Annotated in this window: 21 protein-coding genes; 1 reads left to right on the forward strand and 20 read right to left on the reverse strand. The window is 61.6% G+C overall.

Annotation, left to right across the window (positions count from 1 at the left end):
* Positions 1–14: 14 nt before the first annotated feature.
* From BW934_RS08715 to topA, 20 genes are all read right to left on the reverse strand, one after another.
* Positions 15–449, reverse strand: coding sequence for a flagellar basal body-associated FliL family protein (locus BW934_RS08715; protein ID WP_076347159.1), 435 nt, complete (start codon positions 447–449; stop codon positions 15–17).
* On the reverse strand, positions 446–664 hold the full coding sequence (locus BW934_RS08720) for a flagellar FlbD family protein (RefSeq protein ID WP_076347161.1): 219 nt from the start codon (positions 662–664) through the stop codon (positions 446–448). Before BW934_RS08720 ends, BW934_RS08715 begins: the two co-directional genes overlap by 4 nt.
* A 45-nt stretch (positions 665–709) precedes the next feature.
* Positions 710–1603, reverse strand: coding sequence for a flagellar hook-basal body complex protein (locus BW934_RS08725; RefSeq protein ID WP_076347163.1), 894 nt, complete (start codon positions 1601–1603; stop codon positions 710–712).
* Positions 1604–1666: 63 nt separating this feature from the next.
* Entirely contained in the window at positions 1667–2050 is a 384-nt protein-coding gene (locus tag BW934_RS08730) for a hypothetical protein (RefSeq protein ID WP_076347165.1), read from the reverse strand.
* Positions 2047–2523 carry a flagellar hook capping FlgD N-terminal domain-containing protein gene (locus BW934_RS08735; protein ID WP_076347167.1) on the reverse strand — a complete coding sequence of 159 codons (477 nt, stop codon included), beginning with the start codon at positions 2521–2523 and terminating at the stop codon, positions 2047–2049. Before BW934_RS08735 ends, BW934_RS08730 begins: the two co-directional genes overlap by 4 nt.
* An 11-nt stretch (positions 2524–2534) precedes the next feature.
* Positions 2535–3860, reverse strand: a complete 1326-nt coding sequence (locus tag BW934_RS08740) for a flagellar hook-length control protein FliK (protein ID WP_076347169.1) — start codon at positions 3858–3860, stop codon at positions 2535–2537.
* A gap of 27 nt (positions 3861–3887) precedes the next feature.
* Positions 3888–4616 carry a MotE family protein gene (locus tag BW934_RS08745; RefSeq protein ID WP_076347171.1) on the reverse strand — a complete coding sequence of 243 codons (729 nt, stop codon included), beginning with the start codon at positions 4614–4616 and terminating at the stop codon, positions 3888–3890.
* Positions 4592–5047, reverse strand: coding sequence for a flagellar FliJ family protein (locus tag BW934_RS08750; RefSeq protein WP_076347173.1), 456 nt, complete (start codon positions 5045–5047; stop codon positions 4592–4594). Before BW934_RS08750 ends, BW934_RS08745 begins: the two co-directional genes overlap by 25 nt.
* Entirely contained in the window at positions 5044–6369 is a 1326-nt protein-coding gene (locus BW934_RS08755) for a FliI/YscN family ATPase (protein ID WP_076347175.1), read from the reverse strand. Before BW934_RS08755 ends, BW934_RS08750 begins: the two co-directional genes overlap by 4 nt.
* Entirely contained in the window at positions 6359–7156 is a 798-nt protein-coding gene (locus tag BW934_RS08760) for a FliH/SctL family protein (protein ID WP_076347177.1), read from the reverse strand. The genes BW934_RS08755 and BW934_RS08760 overlap by 11 nt, the downstream gene beginning before the upstream one ends.
* Entirely contained in the window at positions 7149–8159 is a 1011-nt protein-coding gene (fliG, locus tag BW934_RS08765) for a flagellar motor switch protein FliG (protein WP_084182547.1), read from the reverse strand. The genes BW934_RS08760 and fliG overlap by 8 nt, the downstream gene beginning before the upstream one ends.
* 38 nt (positions 8160–8197) lie before the next feature.
* Positions 8198–9721, reverse strand: a complete 1524-nt coding sequence (gene fliF / locus BW934_RS08770; protein WP_076347181.1) for a flagellar basal-body MS-ring/collar protein FliF — start codon at positions 9719–9721, stop codon at positions 8198–8200.
* 30 nt (positions 9722–9751) lie between these two features.
* Entirely contained in the window at positions 9752–10042 is a 291-nt protein-coding gene (locus BW934_RS08775) for a flagellar hook-basal body complex protein FliE (protein ID WP_076347183.1), read from the reverse strand.
* A gap of 11 nt (positions 10043–10053) precedes the next feature.
* Positions 10054–10488: a flagellar basal body rod protein FlgC gene (flgC, locus tag BW934_RS08780; RefSeq protein ID WP_076347185.1), complete on the reverse strand. Its 435-nt coding sequence runs from the start codon at positions 10486–10488 to the stop codon at positions 10054–10056.
* Positions 10489–10493: 5 nt separating this feature from the next.
* The gene (gene flgB, locus BW934_RS08785) at positions 10494–10895 is read right to left on the reverse strand and encodes a flagellar basal body rod protein FlgB (RefSeq protein WP_076347187.1); all 402 of its coding nucleotides are present in this window, start codon (positions 10893–10895) and stop codon (positions 10494–10496) included.
* A 219-nt stretch (positions 10896–11114) separates the two neighbouring features.
* On the reverse strand, positions 11115–12509 hold the full coding sequence (gene hslU, locus BW934_RS08790) for an ATP-dependent protease ATPase subunit HslU (RefSeq protein WP_076347189.1): 1395 nt from the start codon (positions 12507–12509) through the stop codon (positions 11115–11117).
* Positions 12510–12520: 11 nt separating this feature from the next.
* Positions 12521–13066 carry an ATP-dependent protease subunit HslV gene (gene hslV / locus BW934_RS08795; RefSeq protein ID WP_076347191.1) on the reverse strand — a complete coding sequence of 182 codons (546 nt, stop codon included), beginning with the start codon at positions 13064–13066 and terminating at the stop codon, positions 12521–12523.
* Positions 13056–13979 (reverse strand): tyrosine recombinase XerC, encoded by a 924-nt coding sequence (locus BW934_RS08800; protein WP_076347193.1) that lies wholly within the window; start codon positions 13977–13979, stop codon positions 13056–13058. The genes hslV and BW934_RS08800 overlap by 11 nt, the downstream gene beginning before the upstream one ends.
* A complete protein-coding gene (gene trmFO / locus BW934_RS08805; RefSeq protein ID WP_076347195.1) occupies positions 13976–15289 on the reverse strand; it encodes a methylenetetrahydrofolate--tRNA-(uracil(54)-C(5))-methyltransferase (FADH(2)-oxidizing) TrmFO in 1314 nt (437 codons plus the stop codon). The genes BW934_RS08800 and trmFO overlap by 4 nt, the downstream gene beginning before the upstream one ends.
* Positions 15290–15301: 12 nt before the next feature.
* On the reverse strand, positions 15302–17398 hold the full coding sequence (gene topA / locus BW934_RS08810) for a type I DNA topoisomerase (RefSeq protein WP_076347261.1): 2097 nt from the start codon (positions 17396–17398) through the stop codon (positions 15302–15304).
* Positions 17399–17635: 237 nt separating this feature from the next.
* Here topA and BW934_RS08815 point away from each other — a divergent pair, with 237 nt between their 5' ends.
* A complete protein-coding gene (locus tag BW934_RS08815; protein WP_084182548.1) occupies positions 17636–18523 on the forward strand; it encodes an MYG1 family protein in 888 nt (295 codons plus the stop codon).
* Positions 18524–18531 lie beyond the last annotated feature (8 nt).

Consider the following 18531-nt stretch of genomic DNA (forward strand, 5'->3'; position numbering starts at 1 on the left):
AACGTCTCACCTCCTCACTGCACCAAGACCTGCGACAGATACACCGCCGTCACCTTGCCGGACGGAAGGAGGCGATTCACCTGGCTCACGATGGTCGCCTTCAACTGGTTGAGCCCAGCATCCGTACGAAGTTGATCCGACGTGAATTCGCGCATGATGCCATTGACGGCGTCGGAAATCTGAGGCTCCATGAGCGTCAGCTCATTCTTCGTACTCTTCGAATCCGCCTGCAGCGTGAGCGTGAATTGAATGATGCCGCTGCCTGCCAGATTCGTGGTCATCTGAGGCAAGGTCACCTGAAGATTGGCCATCTGTTTCGCGGAAAGTTTGGCAGGTTGCCCTCCTGTAGCGTGATGCTTCTTCGCGTACAACAGGTAGCCGATGACGCCTCCCGCGACGACGACGATGCCGATGACCATGATGAGCATCGTCCGTACCGCTTTCTTCATCCCTCGCCCCCCTCATCGCGCACTCGCGCCGCGACGAGGCCAATCCGCCGATAGACCTCGATCATCTTTGACGCAATGGTCTCCGGATCCTCCAAGACCACGTACTTATGACCGTTGGTAAGTGTCACCACCGAGTCGGGCGTCACTTCAATCAATTCAATGTGCAGCGGATTGAGCCACACGACGCTTCCGTTCAATCGCGTCAACGCAATCATGCGCGTATCTCCCCGGGGCGCGGCTCAGCCGCGCCCTTTTCGTGATCATGAGTTCTTCATGTTGACAAGGGCCTGCAGAATCGCATTGTCCGTCCCGATCATGTGCGTGTTCGCCACGTATGCGTTTTGCGCGACGATCATCTCCGCAAACTGCTGGGACAAATCCACGTTCGATCCCTCGAGCTCGCCGGACGCCAGCGACCCGAACGTCCCTTGCCCGGGCGACCCATACGTCGGCTGGCCCGCCGCAGGGCTGGACGCATTAAACAGATTGTCGCCCACGCTCACGAGCCCTTGAGGGTTCGGAACCTGAGCAAGCGCCAGGTAGCCGATGACCTTCGTCGTGGTCGTCGACCCGTTGGTGATCGTCGCCGTGATCGAGCCGTCCGCACCGATGCTCACGTTGGAGACGGTGTTGCCCGAACCCTGGGTCACGCCCGCCAATTGGTACACGTTCATCTCGGTCGAAGGGGCCGTCGTGCTCGCAGAAGACGGTTTGCTGGTGTAGCCCTCCGCGATCACGCCATTGGGCAAGACCAGGTTGCCCGCACTGTCTATCGAAAAGTTGCCCGCTCGCGTCAGATACGTGTTCGTTCCGTCGGTCACGACAAAGAAACCGTTCCCCTGGATGGCGACGTTCGTCGGCACACCCGTCGTCTCGTCGGGGCCCTGCGACATATCCATCTGTGTGGCGGCCACCTGAACACCGAGCCCTACCTGCTCAGGGTTGGTCCCGCCAATTCCCGTCGTGGCCGAGCCACCGCTCGGCCCAGTGCCAGCCGTCCCCAAGGACATCGTCTGGCTCAGCATGTTGGCAAACTGCACATCCGACTGCTTGAATCCCACCGTCTCCACGTTGGCAATGTTGTTGCCGACCACGTCGAGATCGGTCTGAAAAGCTTGCATGCCCGAGATGGCTGAATTCATCGAACGCAGCACGCGCTCATTCCTCCCGTTGCGCCGTCCCCCCGGAGTTCAGCCGCTCCCCCCGGGGCAGGCCCCCTATCGGTCCGGCCTGGACAAAAAGACGACGCTGTCAATTTGCGTGACAACCGAATGCTCTTGATGACTCAAGGCCGTGACCACCGTCCGCGAAGGCAGGTGAACGACAAAGCCGACGTCCCCCATGACCATGTACGTGTCCCGCGCACCCTTGGCCTCGGCCTGCTGAGCCGCTCGCTCCATGGCAACCCAGTCCGCAGAATCCAGCGTGATTCCGCGCTCCGCCATTCGATGACCCGCGTGGTGGCTCACGCGCCAAGACGCGAGCGCATCTTGCATCGCCTGTCGAAAGGATACGGCTTCACCCGATGACGTCGTCCCCGAGGAACCCGAGCGGACGCGCGCTTCCGCGCTCTGCCACGTCCAGGATACCGGGTCGATCACGACATCCCGACCACCTGCGTCAAGGGATACGAGGTCCCGTTCACCACGACCTGAGGCGAACCCTGGTTCATGGTGACGGACGACACCGTCCCCTGTACCTGACTGCCGCTCTGATCTTGCACTGTGACCTTCGCGCCGATGAGGCTGTGCGCCAACAAAAGGTTCATCTCACTCTCGAGCCCCTGCACCGCGCCGAGAACCTGGGCATCGGTTTGCGCGACCTGCGTCATCTCCTCCAGCGCGCTGAACTGAGCCAATTGCGCCAGCATCTGCGTGTTGTCCACGGGATTCATGGGGTCCTGATTCTGGAGCTGCGTCACCAACAGCTGCATGAAGTCGTTCTCGTTTAGGGAATTGAGACCCGTTTGCGAGGCCCCAGCAGAACCGCCTGCGCTCGACGATGCGGACGACGCCTGGGGGACAGAAGCCCCGTTCACCGAAGCCCCAAGCGATGAAGTCGGACTGACCGTCACGTTCTCCCTCCTTACGCGTACAAATTCATGAGAGACATGGGATACGCTCTCTCGCCGTCATAGCCAGCGCGCGCCAATCGGCTTGTAGCCGAACCTCGCGCACCTGCGAGTCCCGCCACCACGTGATCCCCGCGCTCCCGGCCCTGCCCTTGGCTCTGCTTTTCTTGATCGCTCGCCGCGAGCCCCACGCTCAGCTCCCGCACCGACAGCCCCCCTTCGACCATCTGATTCATCAGGGCAGGGATTTCGGCGGCCAGTTGTTGAGCGCCCGCCGACGTCGACGCGACAAGCTGGATCTCGAGCCCCGCTGCACTGTGGTGCAGCACCACCTGCACAGAGCCCAGTTCCTTCGGTTCAAGCGCCACGGTCAACGTCTTCGCTTCCGTTCCGCCCGATGTCACCCAAGCGCGCAATTCGTCGCCGAGGGAATGGAGCGTCGTCGAACCCGAAGGCTTACCTGTGGCTGAACCGACAGTGGGCGAGGCCGCTTGGCCTGTGGACTCCGAAGCGGTCGGCTGATGAAGCGCCGCCATCGGCTGCAAATGCGATGAGGTCTCACCCCCTACGCTGGGCCTACCGGACTGCGAGGCGGTGGCAAGGTCCTCTGTCCTGCGATCATGGCGCACCTTCGTCGCACTGGCCTGGCCTTGGACCCCCATGCCAAGGGTCGAAGCGTCTCGTGCAACGCCATCGCCACGGCCTGACGCCGACGAAACCTGACCCGCCCCCATCAGAAGGTCGCTCACTTGGCCAGACACTCGGGCAATCGTTTGGATGTCCCTAGCGTCCGCCGTCATGGGCACTTTCTGCACGCCATTGGGCGCCCCACTCGGCCCCAGGCCCTTGTCCGCCGTAAGCGATGCCTCCGCAATCCTTGCCTGCGCGCGCGCTTCCGTCGGCGTTGTCCATTCCGCCGCGCTGCCCACCGAAATGCCAGGCTCCGTGTCAAGAAACGCTCGTGCTTGCGGCATCGCTGCGCGAGTATTCGGGTCCGCCTGCGCGCGTTTCGCGGGCATGGAAACGGCCGCATCTTGAACGAGCTTGACGGATACGAGCTTGACGGATGCGTCACTCGCTCCCTCCGCCGCGCGTGCGGCAGAAGGCTCGCGCACGCCGCGTAGGCTCGCTTCGTCTCCCGAGTTGTCGCTCGGCGCCCCTTTCCCATCGCCCGCCTGCGGCGTGAGCGTTGACAAGGGCGTGATCGCCGAAGCCTGTGCCAATATGGCGCTCCACAGTTCCGCCAAGTCGATGGCGCTCGAGTTCTTCTGGGGCCGTTTGTCGCCCTCGCCCACACGGGAAGTCGGGGAAGGCGACGCACTGATCTGCGTCACATCCACGCATTCACCTCCTTTCCATGCCGTATTTCACGGCGTGGCGTTCGCCGTGCTGTTGGACACCGCCGCAGCCTGGCTGTCTCGCGCCGCTTGCTGCAAGAGGGCGCTCGCTGTGGCCGGCGGCAGCGCCTGCAGGATGGGACCCGACGCGTCCGGAGTGAGCGTCGCCACGGCCCACGCGGCCTGAGAAGACGGCATATGCTGAAGCACCTGCGCGGCGGCCGACGGATCCATCTGCGCGAGGATTTTCGCCTCCGCAGCGCCTTCCTTTTGACCATTGGCAAGCGAGGCCAATTTGGCACGCAGTCCGTTCACCTCATCGCGCAGCGCCGCAGACTGCTCTCGCGCCGAAGACAGCTGTTGATTGAGCGACGCCACTTGCGACTGAAGCGATTGAATCTGCGCGCGCTCGATCGCGACCGTCTGGCGGAGCGCCTGGTCCTGTGCGTTCGCGGGTGCCGCCTTTTTGCCGCCGAACAGATGCTCAAGGTCCTGCCCCAGCGGAACACCGAGGACGACGAGCACAGCCGCGAGCGCCGCGCCAGCCACCACGAGCGGGACGAGCACGAGAAGCAAAAGCGTACCCACACGCCGGGCCATGCTCGGCTTGTCATCATCCAGCGATGTCTGCGCCCGGCTCGGGTCTTCCGCCGGCGGGCGCGGCGGATTCGCACGCCCGCGCCCGTCGCTCCCCGCCTTCGGGGTGGCGGATGCGTTGGTGTTGGCGCGCGAGGTTACCGAAGATCGTCTGGCTTCCATGAGCGTCGTGCCTCCCGCATGACGGCGTGTTCGTCGAGTTCGTTCTGCCAGGCGCGCGCCGCGAGGCTTTGTTTCGCTTCGTCAAGACGCGCCCTCAGCGCCTTCCACGTCTCGGTCTCGAGATAGCGGGCGTGGAGTTCTTCGCGCTTTCGTTCCGCCTCCGCGGCGCTTGCCTCCCACTCGTCCGTCCACTGCGCTTCGAGCCGCTCAAGATAACGCACAAAGCCTTCGACGAGCGCCCAGTCCGCCCCATCCCGCAGCGCGGCCGCAGATGACATCGCGTGCGCCCATTGATCCTGTGCATCCTTCAGCCGTTCCGCCGCCTCGTCCCGAACGCGCAAGGCGGCCCGATACTCTCGCAGCGCGAGCGACTGCCATTTCCAACAGATGGCCTCGTAACGCCGGGCCAAGCGATACACCGAACCATTCATGAGGCATCCCCCACAAGGTCGAAGAGCTGGTCCATCGCCTGCTCGAAAGCGACGGTCTCCTGTTTAGACTGTCGAAGAAATGCGATGATGTCCGGCATCCGGCGAATGGCCTCGTCCGCGTCGGGATCGGCGCCAGGGCGATACGCGCCAATGCGCAGTAAATCTTCGATCTCGGCGTAGCGCGCCAGCCACTCCCGCACGCGTCGCGCCGCGCGCTGATGGGCTTCACTCGCGATGGACGGAAAGAGTCGCGACAGGCTCTGCAGGACGTCGATGGCCGGAAACTGGCCCCGATTCGCAAGCCCACGGGACAGCACGACATGGCCGTCCAAGATGCCGCGCACGGCATCGGCGACGGGATCGTTGACATCGTCCCCCTCGATGAGGACCGTGTAGATGGCCGTGATGGCGCCGACGGATCCTGGGCCCGCACGTTCAAGCAGCACGGGCAGTTTGGCGAACACGCTCGGCGTATACCCCCGCGAGGACGGCGGCTCACCCATGGCGAGGCCCACCTCGCGCTCAGCCATGGCAAAGCGCGTCAAGGAATCCATGAACAGCGCGACGTGCATCCCCTGGTCGCGAAAATATTCCGCGATGGCGGTGGCCACGAAGGCGGCCTTGCTGCGCACGTAGGCGGGCTCGTCGGAGGTGGAGACCACCACGACGCTCTGCTGCATCCCTTCTTCGCCGAGATCGTCCTCGAGAAATTCACGGACTTCCCGCCCCCGCTCGCCGACGAGCGCAATGACGTTGACATCCGCGCCGCCCCCGCGCGCCATCATGCTGAGCAACGTGCTCTTGCCGACGCCGCTGCCCGCGAACAGTCCGAGGCGTTGGCCGCGTCCGATGGTCAGCAGCCCATCGATGGCTCTCACGCCGGTCTCGTAACGCGCGTCGATCCGGCCTCGCCTGAGGGGCGGAATCGCTGGCGCATTCACGGGCCGCCACGATAGCGGGCCCGACAGCGGGCCGCGATCGTCAATGGGGTTGCCGAGCCCGTCCAGCACCCGCCCGACGAGTCCCGGACCGCAGCGGATGCGAAACTGTTCCTCCAGAAAAAGCACAGGCGCGCCTGGAGACACTTCTGGCAGCGGCCCGAGCGGCACCACGTACAGGCGGCCCTCTCGGAAGCCCAGGACCTCGCCGAGCGTCTGGTTCTCTTCCCCGGAGAGCGCGCAGAGTTCGCCAAGAGAAGCCTTGGGCCCGGCAACCTCGAGAATGTGGCCGATGACCCGCATGACGCGGCCCACGCGGCGCACGAGGTGTCGGCTTGACAGCTGCCTATTCGCGACACGCAGCCATTCCGCCTCACTCGCCATGGTGAACGTCCTCCGCAATTTCGGCCAGCACGCGCGCCAACTCGTCCAGCCTGACCTCGATTCTGGCGTCAATCTCCACGCCGTCGGCGGCGATGACGCAATCGCCCGGCTTGAACGACACATCCGGGACCACCTGCGGCGCGACGGTACCGCCGTGGCGCAATGCGAGAACCGGCGAGGCTTCGCGAACCGCATCCGCGTCCGACGGATGCACGCGCACGTAGACGGTGGAGGCTGCCACAAACTGCCCGAGGAGCTCGTCCACAATGTTGGCAATGTCCGCGGGCGCAAGCTCGAGCTCCCGGCGAAGGAGCCTGGACAACGCCGCGGTGATCAGGTGGATCATCGGTTGGCGCTGGGCCTGAACGCGCCGAGTGAAATCCGCGCGCAGCTGACGAGCGATGGCATCGATTTCCGCCTGCAGCTGCGACTTCGCCTGCTCGAGCTCCGCCTGCGCCGCTTTGCGACCCTCGGCGAGGCCGCGCTCCCAACCGTCGCGCTCCGCCGCTCGCACCCGTTGTGCAGCGTTCTCCTGCGCGTCGTCCAAAATGGCAGCCGCCCTCTCCATCGCCTCCGCCACGATCTGCTGCGCCTTCCGCTCCGCGTCTGCGAGAATCCCCGCTGCCGCCTGCGCCCACGCGTCCGCCTGAGCAGGTGCGGGATCATGGGCAGGTGTCGCGTCGACCTCGCTGTCGCGATCGTAGGGCGTCTCCGGTGCCGCGTACGCCGGAATAGGAATAGCCTCCATGAACGGCTCAATTCGACCTCGTTTGACGACACTAGACAATGATGTCGTCACCTCCTCCGCGCGACACGACAATCTCTCCAAGGTCCTCCAGGTGCCGAATCACGCCGACGATGCGCTGCTGCGCGTCTTCCACGTCGCGAAGCCGAACGGGCCCCATGTACTCCATGTCCTCCCGGAACTGCTCGGCCATGCGTTTAGACATGTTGTTGAAGATGACCTCTTTGACGTCATCCCGTGCAACGCGAAGCGCGAGTTGAAGATCTCTCGCGTCGACCTCGCGAATCACGCGCTGGATGGCCTTCGAGTCAAGGAAGATGATGTCTTCGAACACGAACATCCGCTTCTTGATTTCGTCGACCAACTCGGGGTCGCGTTTGGCCAGTTCCTCGAGAATGGTTTTCTCCGTCGCGCGATCGACCCCGTTCAAGATCTCGACGATGGCCTCAATGCCGCCAGCCTGCTGATGATCCACACTGGCCATCGTCGACAGCTTGCTCTCGAGGATCTCCTCCACTTCCGCTACGACGTCTGGCGACGTGCCCTTCATCGTGGCGATACGCCTTGCGACCTCAGCCTGAAGGTCCGACGGGAGAGCGGAGAGCACCGCCGCAGCCTGAGCGGGTTCGAGGTAGGCGAGCACCAGGGCGATGGTCTGAGGGTGCTCGTCCTGCAGAAAGCTCAGAATTTGGCTCGGGTCCGCTTTACGCGCAAAGTGGAACGGGCGAACCTGGAGAGAGGAGGTCAAGCGCGCCAAAACCTCTTGCGCCCCCTGTGCCCCGAGGGCCTTCTCCAGAACTTCGCGGGCATACTCGATGCCGCCCGTCTGGATGTATTCCCTGGCCATCGCAAGATCTCGAAATTCCTCGAGAATGGCCTCCCTCTGCTCCATGCCCACCTTGTTGACATTCGCAATCTCAAAGGTGATTTGCTCCACTTCTTCGGGAGACAGCCGCTTCATGACCTGCGCCGCCACCTCCTGGCCGAGCGCGATCATCAGCACCGCGGCCTTTTGCCTTCCCGTCAACGACGACCGCCGTTGCACACCCACCGCCTCCTGTGCCTCTAGCAAGGACCTTCCGCTCATTCGGACAACCACGTCCTTAACAGGCTCGCGAAATCATCCGGCCTGTGCTGCGCCAGGTGAACGAGCTGATTGCGCAGCACCTCTTCCTCCGTCAGCGGTAGCTCCTCCAACTGGGGCTCGAACGCTTCGCCGGCGGGAATTTCGATGATCTCGCCTGCAGGCTGCCGCCTCCGGCGGAAGAACAGGAACCCCGCAACCACGAGGCCGCCGAGGACAAGCCCGCCGAGCGCATATACCCACGTCTTCACGCCAGGCGCCGCAGGTACCGCCTGTAGCGTATTGGCGAAAGGCACAGCCGAAACGCTGACGATGTTCTTTCCCTGGGACGGTGTAGAGCCGAGCACGGCCTGGACAAAGTTGCGAATCTGCGCCTCCACCGCCGGGGTGATGTTTTTGTCGTTGCTGTTCAGAAGAACGCCGACCGAGTACCCCAAGACCTGCATCGGGTCCGCGGTCGTCTGCTGATTTTGATAGCTGTACGCGTAGTTCGTAATGGTGTTCGACGAAGTGGAATTCGTCGCCCCGCCACCCGCCGCCGCGTACGTGCTGTTGAGGTTCGGATTGCTGCCAGCCTGCCCCGCCGCGCCGCCCGGCGCGCCGCTCGTCGACTGCGACTTCTGCACCTGCTGACTCGTCACAAAGCCCGCGTTCGATCCCGGCGCGTTGAGCAGCGTATGCGTCGTGGTCGCGGTCTGATTGAACGTGACGTTGGCGTGCACGACGACCACGGCGTTCTGGGCGCCGACAATCTGCTGCAAACCGGCGATGAGCGTCTGTTGCAGGTCGTTCTCGAGCTTTTCACGCATCGCCAGCTCCGACGACGCCGCGCCCACGCCGGTCGACGATCCGCCTGTGCTCACGTCGCTCGACAGCACGTTTCCATACTGGTCGACCACCGTGACGTTGCCCACGTTCAACCCTGGTACGGAGTGAGCCACGAGCTGCTGGATGCCAAAAACCTGCGCAGACGACAGCTGCACGCCCGGACCTAGGGTGACAAACACCGAAGCCTTCGCGTCGGTCGTCGGCTGCGTCACAAACAGCTGTTGCTGCGGCATCACAATGTGAACTTGTGCGGATTCGACGCCATTGATATTGCTGATGGTCGCAGACAGGCTTTGTTGCAGGGCATTCAGCACCTGAAGGTTGAACTCATCCTGTGTCTCTCCGAGCGAAGTCGTGATGCCCGAATACGCGTCGTATCCGTTTTGCGGGAGACCCGCCATGGAAAGCTGAATGCGCGCCTCGTCGGCGTACCGAGCCGGAACCAGCACCGCAGTGCCCTGAATTTCGTTGGGAATCTTCAAAGTATCGAGTTCTTGCTGAACCTGGCCGAGGGACTTGTCGTCCAGACCCTCCATGATGGTGACGTAGTGCGGTCTCGTCGCCGCAAACAGCACCACGACAAGAGCGGCTAGAAGCGCCGCCGCGGCGATCATCAGATTGCGGCGCGAACGCGCTGGAAGCCCCGCCCATTTTCCCCGTGCCTGAGTCCAGAAGTTTCGCAGGGCTTCGTTCAACGCATCTCACCCTATCCCCCTCATCATGGGTCAAATCTGCATGTTCATGAGCGTCTGGTAAGCCTGTTGCACGCGCGTGGCCGTCTGCGACAACAGATCCACAGCCAGAGACGCCTGCGTTTCGGCAATCATCAGATCCGCGGTCGAAACCGAACCGCCGCTGGCGTATTGAACCGCCAATTGGTCCGCTCGGTCGACCGTCTGGTTGACTTCGTCGAGGGCATGTCCAAGGTAGTCCGAAAAGCTCATTCCGGAAGAAGATCCCGCTGCCGAAGGCGCGCTGAGACCGCCCGTCGCAACGGATGAAACCGGCGTGATCATCGCTCTCCTCCTCACTTCCCGATGCTAAGCGCCGTCACGGCCATCTCCTTCGCCGCATCAAACGCCGTCGCATTCGCCTGGTAAGCCCGCGTGGCTTGGATCAAGTCGACCATCTGCGTGGTCAAATTCACGTTCGAACTCTCGACGTAACCGTTCACTGCGTCTGGATTCGACGGATCGTAAATCAGCTGAAACGGGCTTGGATCCTGCGTGATGCTCGTGACCTCGACGCCTCCGCCAATGCCCTGAACCGCTTGACCCAGGGCGGTTTGAAAGGATACTTCGTTTCCCACTGGCGCAAAATGGACAATCTCGGCGCGGTACGGCCCTCCCGCCGGCGTGCGGGTGGTATTCACGTTCGCGATATTATTGGCGATCACGTTCAGCCAGAGCTGGTTAGCCGCGAGCCCACTCGCCGAGATGTTCATGCTGGTATTGTCAAACATGCATCTCAGCTCCCCATGATGGCCGTGCGCATCCGAGCAAGGCGATCCGACAAGTCCTGAACGAGGGTGTCGTACCGCACCTGGTTCTCGGCCATGAGGACCATTTCTTCGGTGATGTCGACGTTATTCCCGTTGCTAGACACAGTTGTGGACGTGTCGGTATACACCTGGGGCGTGACATTCGGGAGCGAATTCAAGTTGTACTCGGTCTGGCCCCCGCCAATCGGAATGTGCGTCTCGCCGAGCGCTGAGTTGTCTCCGCTCAGAGCCCCCTGCAAAAGGCTCTCAAAGGCGACATCCTGCCGCTTGTATCCCGGCGTTCCGGCGTTGGCAATATTGTTGGCATACACCGCCTGTCGGAGCGTCGACGCGTCGAGCGCGCTCTGCAGCAGATCAAAAACCGTCATAGCCCGTGCTCTCCCCCGACAAAATTCGACGAACTTCAAGTCGAAACTACAAATTCGTCGTGTGACGTCGGAATCCTGCTCGCCAAAGTTAAGTTTTTCTTTTGCGTCACACGCATCGGTTCGAGAGCGCTTCCGGTTCCATAAACGACAAAAAGAGGTGATCCGCTTATGCGGGCCACCTCTCATGTCCAGACGTGCGCGGCGCTCGCGCGAAACTTCTCAGAGGATAAACTGACTCAGGTCGCGATTTTGGACGATGTCGCCGAGTTTCTCGTCCACATATTCCTTCGTGATTTGGATTTCACTGAGGTGGATCTCCGGCGCCTCAAACGAGAGATCTTCCAGCACCTTCTCCACCAGTGTGTGAAGGCGACGTGCACCAATGTTCTCCGTCTCTTCGTTCACCTTCTGCGCCATTTCCGCGATGCGCTCGATCGCCTCGTCCGTAAACCGAACACGCACACCCTCCGTCTCCAGGAGCGCCGTGTATTGCTTGAGGAGAGAATTCTCAGGTTCGCGGAGAATGCGGACAAAGTCTTCTTTGGTCAGCGGTTCAAGCTCCACCCGAATGGGGAAGCGACCCTGAAGCTCGGGAATCAAATCCGAGGGCTTGGCGACGTGAAACGCGCCGGCGCCGATGAACAGCATGTAGTCCGTCTTTACCGCTCCGTACTTCGTGGAAACCGTGGACCCCTCGACGATGGGCAGGATATCTCGCTGGACACCCTCGCGCGAGACATCGGGCCCATGGGACTCCCGTCCTGCAATTTTGTCCATCTCGTCGATAAAGATGATCCCGTGGTTTTCCGCGCGGTAAATGGCCTCTGCCGTCACCGCGTCCATGTCGATGAGCTTTTGCGCCTCTTCCTGCGTCAACACCTTCCGCGCTTCCCGCACCGTCATCTTCCGCTTTTTTGTGGATTTCGGCAACAAGTTTCCGAGCATCTCTTGAAGATTCCCCAGGCTCTCCGCGCCCATCCCAGGCACAAACCCCAGCGCCATCGGACCCGCCTGCTCCTCGACATCGACCTCCACGTAGTGGTCCTCGAGGGCGCCCATGAGCAGCTTCTGCTTCATGCGCCGCCGCTCCTCCCGCACCTGGTCGGACGACGGCTCCTGTGGCCGATCCGCCGCAAACCCGCCGCTAAACAGCATCTCCAGCGGATTTCTGCCGCGCGATCGCGCTCCCGGGTCCGGCACCAATGCCTCGACAATCCGATCGTTGGCGCGCGCCTCCGCCTCGGCCTTCACGCGCTCTGCATGTTCCGCCTTGACCATGCGCACGGCCGTTTCCACAAGATCCCGAACCATCGACTCCACGTCGCGGCCGACATAGCCCACCTCGGTGAACTTTGTCGCCTCCACTTTGATGAAGGGCGCACCCACGAGCTTGCTCAGCCTGCGCGCAATTTCTGTCTTCCCGACGCCGGTCGGGCCAATCATCAGGATGTTCTTCGGCGTCACCTCAGCCTGAAGGTCCGGCGCCAACTTCGACCGGCGGTACCGGTTCCTCAGCGCGATCGCGACCGCCCGCTTCGCCTTCTTCTGGCCGACGATATATCGATCGAGATATTCGACGATCTCCCTCGGCGTTAACTCTCGCTCACTGGGCATGCGCCATCCCCCTATACCCCAACGGTTTCAACGACAATTTGGTCGTTTGTATACACGCAGATCTCCGACGCAATGAAGAGGGCCTGCTTGGCAATCTCGGCGGGTTCGAGTTCTGTGTTTCGTGCCAAGGCCCGCCCGGCGGCCAGCGCATACGCTCCTCCCGACCCAATGGCGCAAATGCCGTCGTCCGGCTGAATGACCTCGCCTCCGCCCGATACGATAAGGAGATCCCGTGTATCCATGACACAAAGCATCGCTTCGAGCTTTTGAAGGATCTTATCCGACCGCCACTCTTTGGCCAGTTCCACAGCGGCACGCGGCAGATTGCCCTGAAACTCATCCAACTTGCGCTCAAATTTCTCAAACAGCGTGAACGCGTCCGCGACGGATCCCGCAAATCCCGCCACCACGCGATCGTGATACAACCGCCTGACCTTGCGGGCGCTTCGCTTCATCACCATGGTGTTCCCGAAGGTCACCTGGCCATCCCCGGCCATGGCACCGCGTCCATCGCGCAACATCGCAAAAATGGTCGTGCCGTGCATCTCATAGCCCATGTTTGTTCGACTCCTGTCCCTCTGTTCCTCGGCGCGCTCGCGGGTGCGCCGCATAGTACGCCTGCGCCAAACGCTCCCGACTCGTATGCGTGTAAATTTGCGTGCTCGACAAGCTCGCGTGTCCCATGAGCTCCTGGACGCTGCGGAGATCCGCACCGCCATTCAGCATGTGCGTGGCAAACGAATGTCGGAGTCCGTGTACGTGAATCGACCTGAGCCCCGGCACCTCCTGAATCCGGCGTTCAAGCACGCGCCGAACGCTCCGATCCGTGAGGCGGCCTCCGCGTCGGTTCACAAACACGGCTTGGGTGTGCGCCACGCGGTTGCGCTCGGGTAGGTATCGTTGTAGTGCCTCAACGGCCCGGCGCCCCATGATCACGTACCGCTCCCGCCCGCCCTTCCCGAGGACGCGGGCGAAACCCGTCATCAGGTCGAGATCGGTCAGGTCCAATTGCACGCATTCGCTGACGCGCACGCCCGTCGCGTACAGAAACTCTAACAATGCCCGGTCCCTGAGCGCCGCAAAGTCGTCCCCCGCGATGCCGTCCAACAGAACGGAGACTTCCTCCTCATGCAGGTAGCGCGGCAAGCGGCGGTCCCGTTTGGGCAGCAGAATGTGGGCGCGCATCCCCTCCTGGATCCACCCCTGCTCTGCACAAAACCGCAGGAACGTGCGAAGACACGAAAGCCTCCGTGCGACACTGGACTTGGCCACGCCGCGCGCGAGCCGTTCACCGGCATGCGCTCGAATTTCGCGCGTGGTGACAGCGTCCAGGCGCTCGATGCCGCGATCGCGCAGCCACTCGCAGAACGCCAAAAGGTCCTGTCGGTAACTCCGGACGGTCCGCTGGCTGAACCGCAACTCCGCATCCTGAAGAAACGCCTGGACCGCTTCCGTGACGGACTGGTTCACACCCGCTCCAGCTCCCTCATCGTCCGCTCAAGATCGTGCAGCGCCCGCTCCGCGTACCGCTCGTAGCGCGCCTTTTTGTCCTTGACCGGCGGATCGAGCGGCGGGAAGATGCCAAAGGTGGCATTCATCGGTTGAAAGCCCTCCGGCGAGGCGTGCGTGATGTAATGAGCAAGGCTGCCCATGGACGTGGTCGGAGGGAACACGATCGCGTCCTGGCCGCGAGCGACTCGAGCCGCGTTGATGCCGGCGATGAGGCCGGCCGCAGCGGATTCCACGTAGCCTTCGACGCCTGTCATCTGCCCGGCAAAAAACAGGGTCGGCCGAACCTTGGCTTGATAGGTGGGCAAAAGCGCCGCGGGGCTGTTGATATACGTATTCCGGTGCATGACGCCGTATCGCACGAATTCGGCTTGTTCCAAGCCGGGGATCATGCGAAACACCCGCTTCTGCTCTCCCCACTTCAGGTGGGTTTGGAAGCCAACCAAATTGTACAGGGTCGCCGCAGCGTTATCCTGTCGCAGCTGGACGACCGCAAACGGCCGCTTGCCTGTGCGCGGATCGCGAAGGCCGACGGGCTTCATGGGGCCAAAGAGCAGCGTCTGCTTTCCGCGCTTCGCCAAGGCCTCGACGGGCATGCATCCCTCGAAGTACCGCTCCTCTTCAAAGTCCTTCAGTTCCGCGCACTCGGCGTGAATGAGCGCATCGTAAAACGCGTCAAATTCTTCTTCCGTCATGGGACAGTTGATATAGGCCGCATCATCCTGATCATACCGCGACTGGAAGAAGACCTTCGACAAATCGATGGACTCCTTGGTGACAATGGGTGCCGCGGCGTCGTAGAAGTACAAATCGCCGTGGCCCACCAAGCGGCGAATGTCCTCCGACAGAGCAGGGGATGTGAGTGGGCCCGTCGCCACCACCGTAACCCCGTCAGCAGGAATCGATGTGATCTCCTCGCGCACCACGGTAATCTGGGGATGCTGCGAAACGAGTTCCGTAACGCGCTCTGAAAACCCGTCGCGATCGACCGCAAGCGCATTGCCAGCGGGCACCGCGTGCTCGTCGGCGGCGCGCATGATGACCGAATTCAGCCGGCGCATCTCCTCCTTGAGAAGGCCGACAGCGTTGGTGATGCTGTTGGACCGCAGCGAATTGGTGCAGACCAACTCCGCGAAGCGATCTGTGTGATGTGCCGGCGTCATTTGTACCGGGCGCATTTCGTACAGCGTCACCTTTGCCCCGCGATTTGCAGCCTGCCAAGCGGCCTCGGAACCGGCGAGCCCCGCGCCAATGACGGTAACGTGCGCCATACCACCACCTCCTCACTTCGCCTGAGCTTCCGTGGCGACCATGGGATGAGCCTTTTCGTTGCTACACACGATCACAGACTTTCCCTTGCCGCCTTTCTCTACCATGGGATGACCACAAACAGGGCACGTCTGACCTGTCGGCCGCTGCCAGAGCACGTAGTCGCATTCAGGATAGCCGCTACATCCATAAAAGACCTTCCGTGACTTGCCCCTCCGCTCGACGAGCGGCTTGCCGCATTTGGGGCACGGAACGGGGATCTCTTTCAGAATGGGCTTGGTGTTGCGGCATTCAGGAAATCCGGGGCACGCGAGAAATTTTCCGTATTTCCCGGTTTTGTACACCATCAGCCGTCCGCACTTTTCACAAGGGACGTCCGAGACCTCGTCCTTCAGTTCCACGTGGCCGAGCGTACTTTCAGCCTTCTTCAAATCCTTCTCAAAGTCGTGGTAAAACTGATCGAGCAACTCCACCCAGTTGGCGTCTCCCTCTTCGACCTTGTCCAGCCGGCTCTCCATGTCGGCGGTAAAAGACACGTCGATGAGCTGCGGAAAGTGGTCTTTTAAAATGTTCACGACGATCTCGCCGAGTTCCGTAGGCACGAACCGCTTTTGTTCGAGAACCACGTATCCGCGCTTCAAGAGAATGTCGATGGTCGGAGCATAGGTGCTCGGCCGCCCAATCCCCAGCTCTTCCATCGCCTTGACGAGCGACGATTCCGTGTACCGCGGCGGCGGCTGCGTGAAGTGCTGCTCGGGCTTCCACGTGTTTACGCGAACCACGTCGCCCTCCTCGAGTGGAGGCAGGAGCTTGCCCTCGCCCTCCGCCTCCTCCGCGTCGTCATCGCGCCCTTCTGTGTACAGCGCCATGAAGCCAGGGAAGCGAACCACGGACCCTGTGGCGCGGAACCACGCGCCGTTCGCCTCCAGGTCGACAGACGTCGTGTCGAGAACGGCAGATTCCATCTGACTGGCGACGAACCGCTCCCAGATCAACTTGTAGAGCCTGTATTGGTCGCGGGACAAGTGCTCTTTCAGCCGCTCAGGGTGACGCATCACGGACGTCGGGCGAATGGCCTCATGTGCGTCCTGCGCATCCTCGTTCTTGGCATACTGCCGAGGGCGTCCCGGTACGTACTCGTCTCCGAAGGCCTGGCGAATGTACGTTCTCGCTTCCTCCTGAGCCGACTGGGCAATGCGCGTCGAGTCCGTGCGCATGTACGTGATGAGACCCACCGTGCCCTCTCCCGGAACGTCAAGGCCTTCGTATAACTGCTGCGCAATCTGCATCGTCTTGTACGCCCGGAAACCCAATTTGCGAGCCGCTTCTTGTTGAAGACTGCTCGTCGTAAAAGGCGCGGAAGGATTGCGTTTGCGCTCGGACTTTTTGACGCGACGAACGACCAACGAGTGACCTTCCACTCGGGACAAAAGCTCCCGAACGGCCTCCTCGTTTGGCAGCGGCGTCTTTTCTTCGCCGTACCCGTAAAATCTGGCGGTGAGCTTTTTGCCATGCACCTGCCCAAGCGCATCCACAGTCCAATACTCTTCGGGCTGGAAGACTCGGATTTCGTGTTCGCGATCGACGATGAGCCGCAGCGCGACCGACTGCACGCGCCCCGCCGACAGGCCCTTCTTCACTTTTCGCCACAGCAAAGGGCTCAGCTTATAACCAACCAATCGGTCTAAGATTCTCCGTGTCTGTTGCGCATTCACGAGGTCCAAATTAATTTTGCGCGGGTGCTGGAACGCCTGCTTCACCGCGTCCTTCGTGATTTCGTGAAACACCACCCGACACTGTTCATCGGGGCTGAGATCGAGCAAGTGCTGCAGATGCCATGCGATGGCCTCACCTTCGCGGTCAGGGTCAGCCGCAAGGTACACCTTTTTCGCCTTCTTGCTCGCCTCTCGGAGCGCCTTGATCACATCGCCCTTCCCGCGAATGGTAATATATTTCGGTTCAAATCCATGCTCCACGTCGACGCCGAGCTGGCTCTTCGGCAAGTCCCGCACGTGGCCCATGGACGCTTTGACTGTGTATTTGCTTCCAAGATACTTCCCAATCGTCTTCGCCTTGGCAGGCGACTCGACGATGACCAGATAGTCTGACACGCCACGATCCTCCATTCGTCGCAGCCTTGGCAAACCCTGTCCTTGGTTCAAACCATATTATCACCGCGGTCCTTTCCATTGCAAACCTTCGGGGCCGCGCGCGTCAAGCCCCCTAGGCCGGGCAAGGATGACCCGGTGGAACGAAAGTTCCAGTTGTGCGATGCGCGCACCGAATGGTAACGTGAAACTAAAGGCGCGCTGCGCCGCCCATCCGTTGGCAAGGTGGTTCATATCCTTATGAAAATAGGTACGCACCATGGAAAGTTCCATGCTGATGAGGTTTTCGCCGTCGCCATTTTACGGAGGATTTATCCAGAAGCACGCATCGTTCGCACGCGGAACAAGTCTATCTTGGCCCAGTGCGATCTCGTCGTTGACGTCGGCGGCGGCCCTTACGATCACCATACCGTTCAAAAGGTGCACCGCGCAAACGGCATCCCGTACGCCGCAGCCGGACTCATTTGGCGCGATTATGGGAATCGTTTTCTCGCGTCGCTCGGCGTGGAGAGAGAAGAGGACCGCGCGCAGGTGTGCAGCAACATCGACGACAAACTGTTCCAGGCCATTGACGCCATTGACAACGGCATCGACCTCGAGCGCGACATGCGCATTAAGGGGATTTCGGAGCTCATTGGCTCCTTTAATCCGCCATGGAACTCTCAGGAAGACGAAAACCAAGCCTTCGAGCGAGCGCTGCAGTTCGCCACACAGATCCTCCTGAACTACGCGCACCATGAGATCAGCCGGATCGAGGCCACCGAAATTGTAAAGGCGGCTTACCAGGCGCGAAAGGAGCGCGCGCTGCTGGTCCTACCGACGTGCTGCCCTTGGACGGAAACCTTGTTGGAAATTGATCCCGAAGGTGAAGTCTTGTACGTTGCGTTTCCGGACAAAACGGGGCAGTATCGCCTGCAAGTTGTCCCCAAAGGCCCAGGCACGTTCGAAGCCAGAAAACCACTTCCCAGCGAATGGGCGGGTAAAGAAGGTGAGGAGCTTGCGTCCATCTGCGGGGTCGATGACGCGGTCTTCTGCCATCCGGCGCGGTTCATCGCGGGGGCAGAGTCTCTGAAGGGCATCTTGCAGATGGCGGAAGAGGCTCTGGCCGCCGAGTCGTCCAACGCGTAAGGGTACAT

The organism is Alicyclobacillus vulcanalis (assembly GCF_900156755.1).
Lineage (GTDB): Bacteria > Bacillota > Bacilli > Alicyclobacillales > Alicyclobacillaceae > Alicyclobacillus > Alicyclobacillus vulcanalis.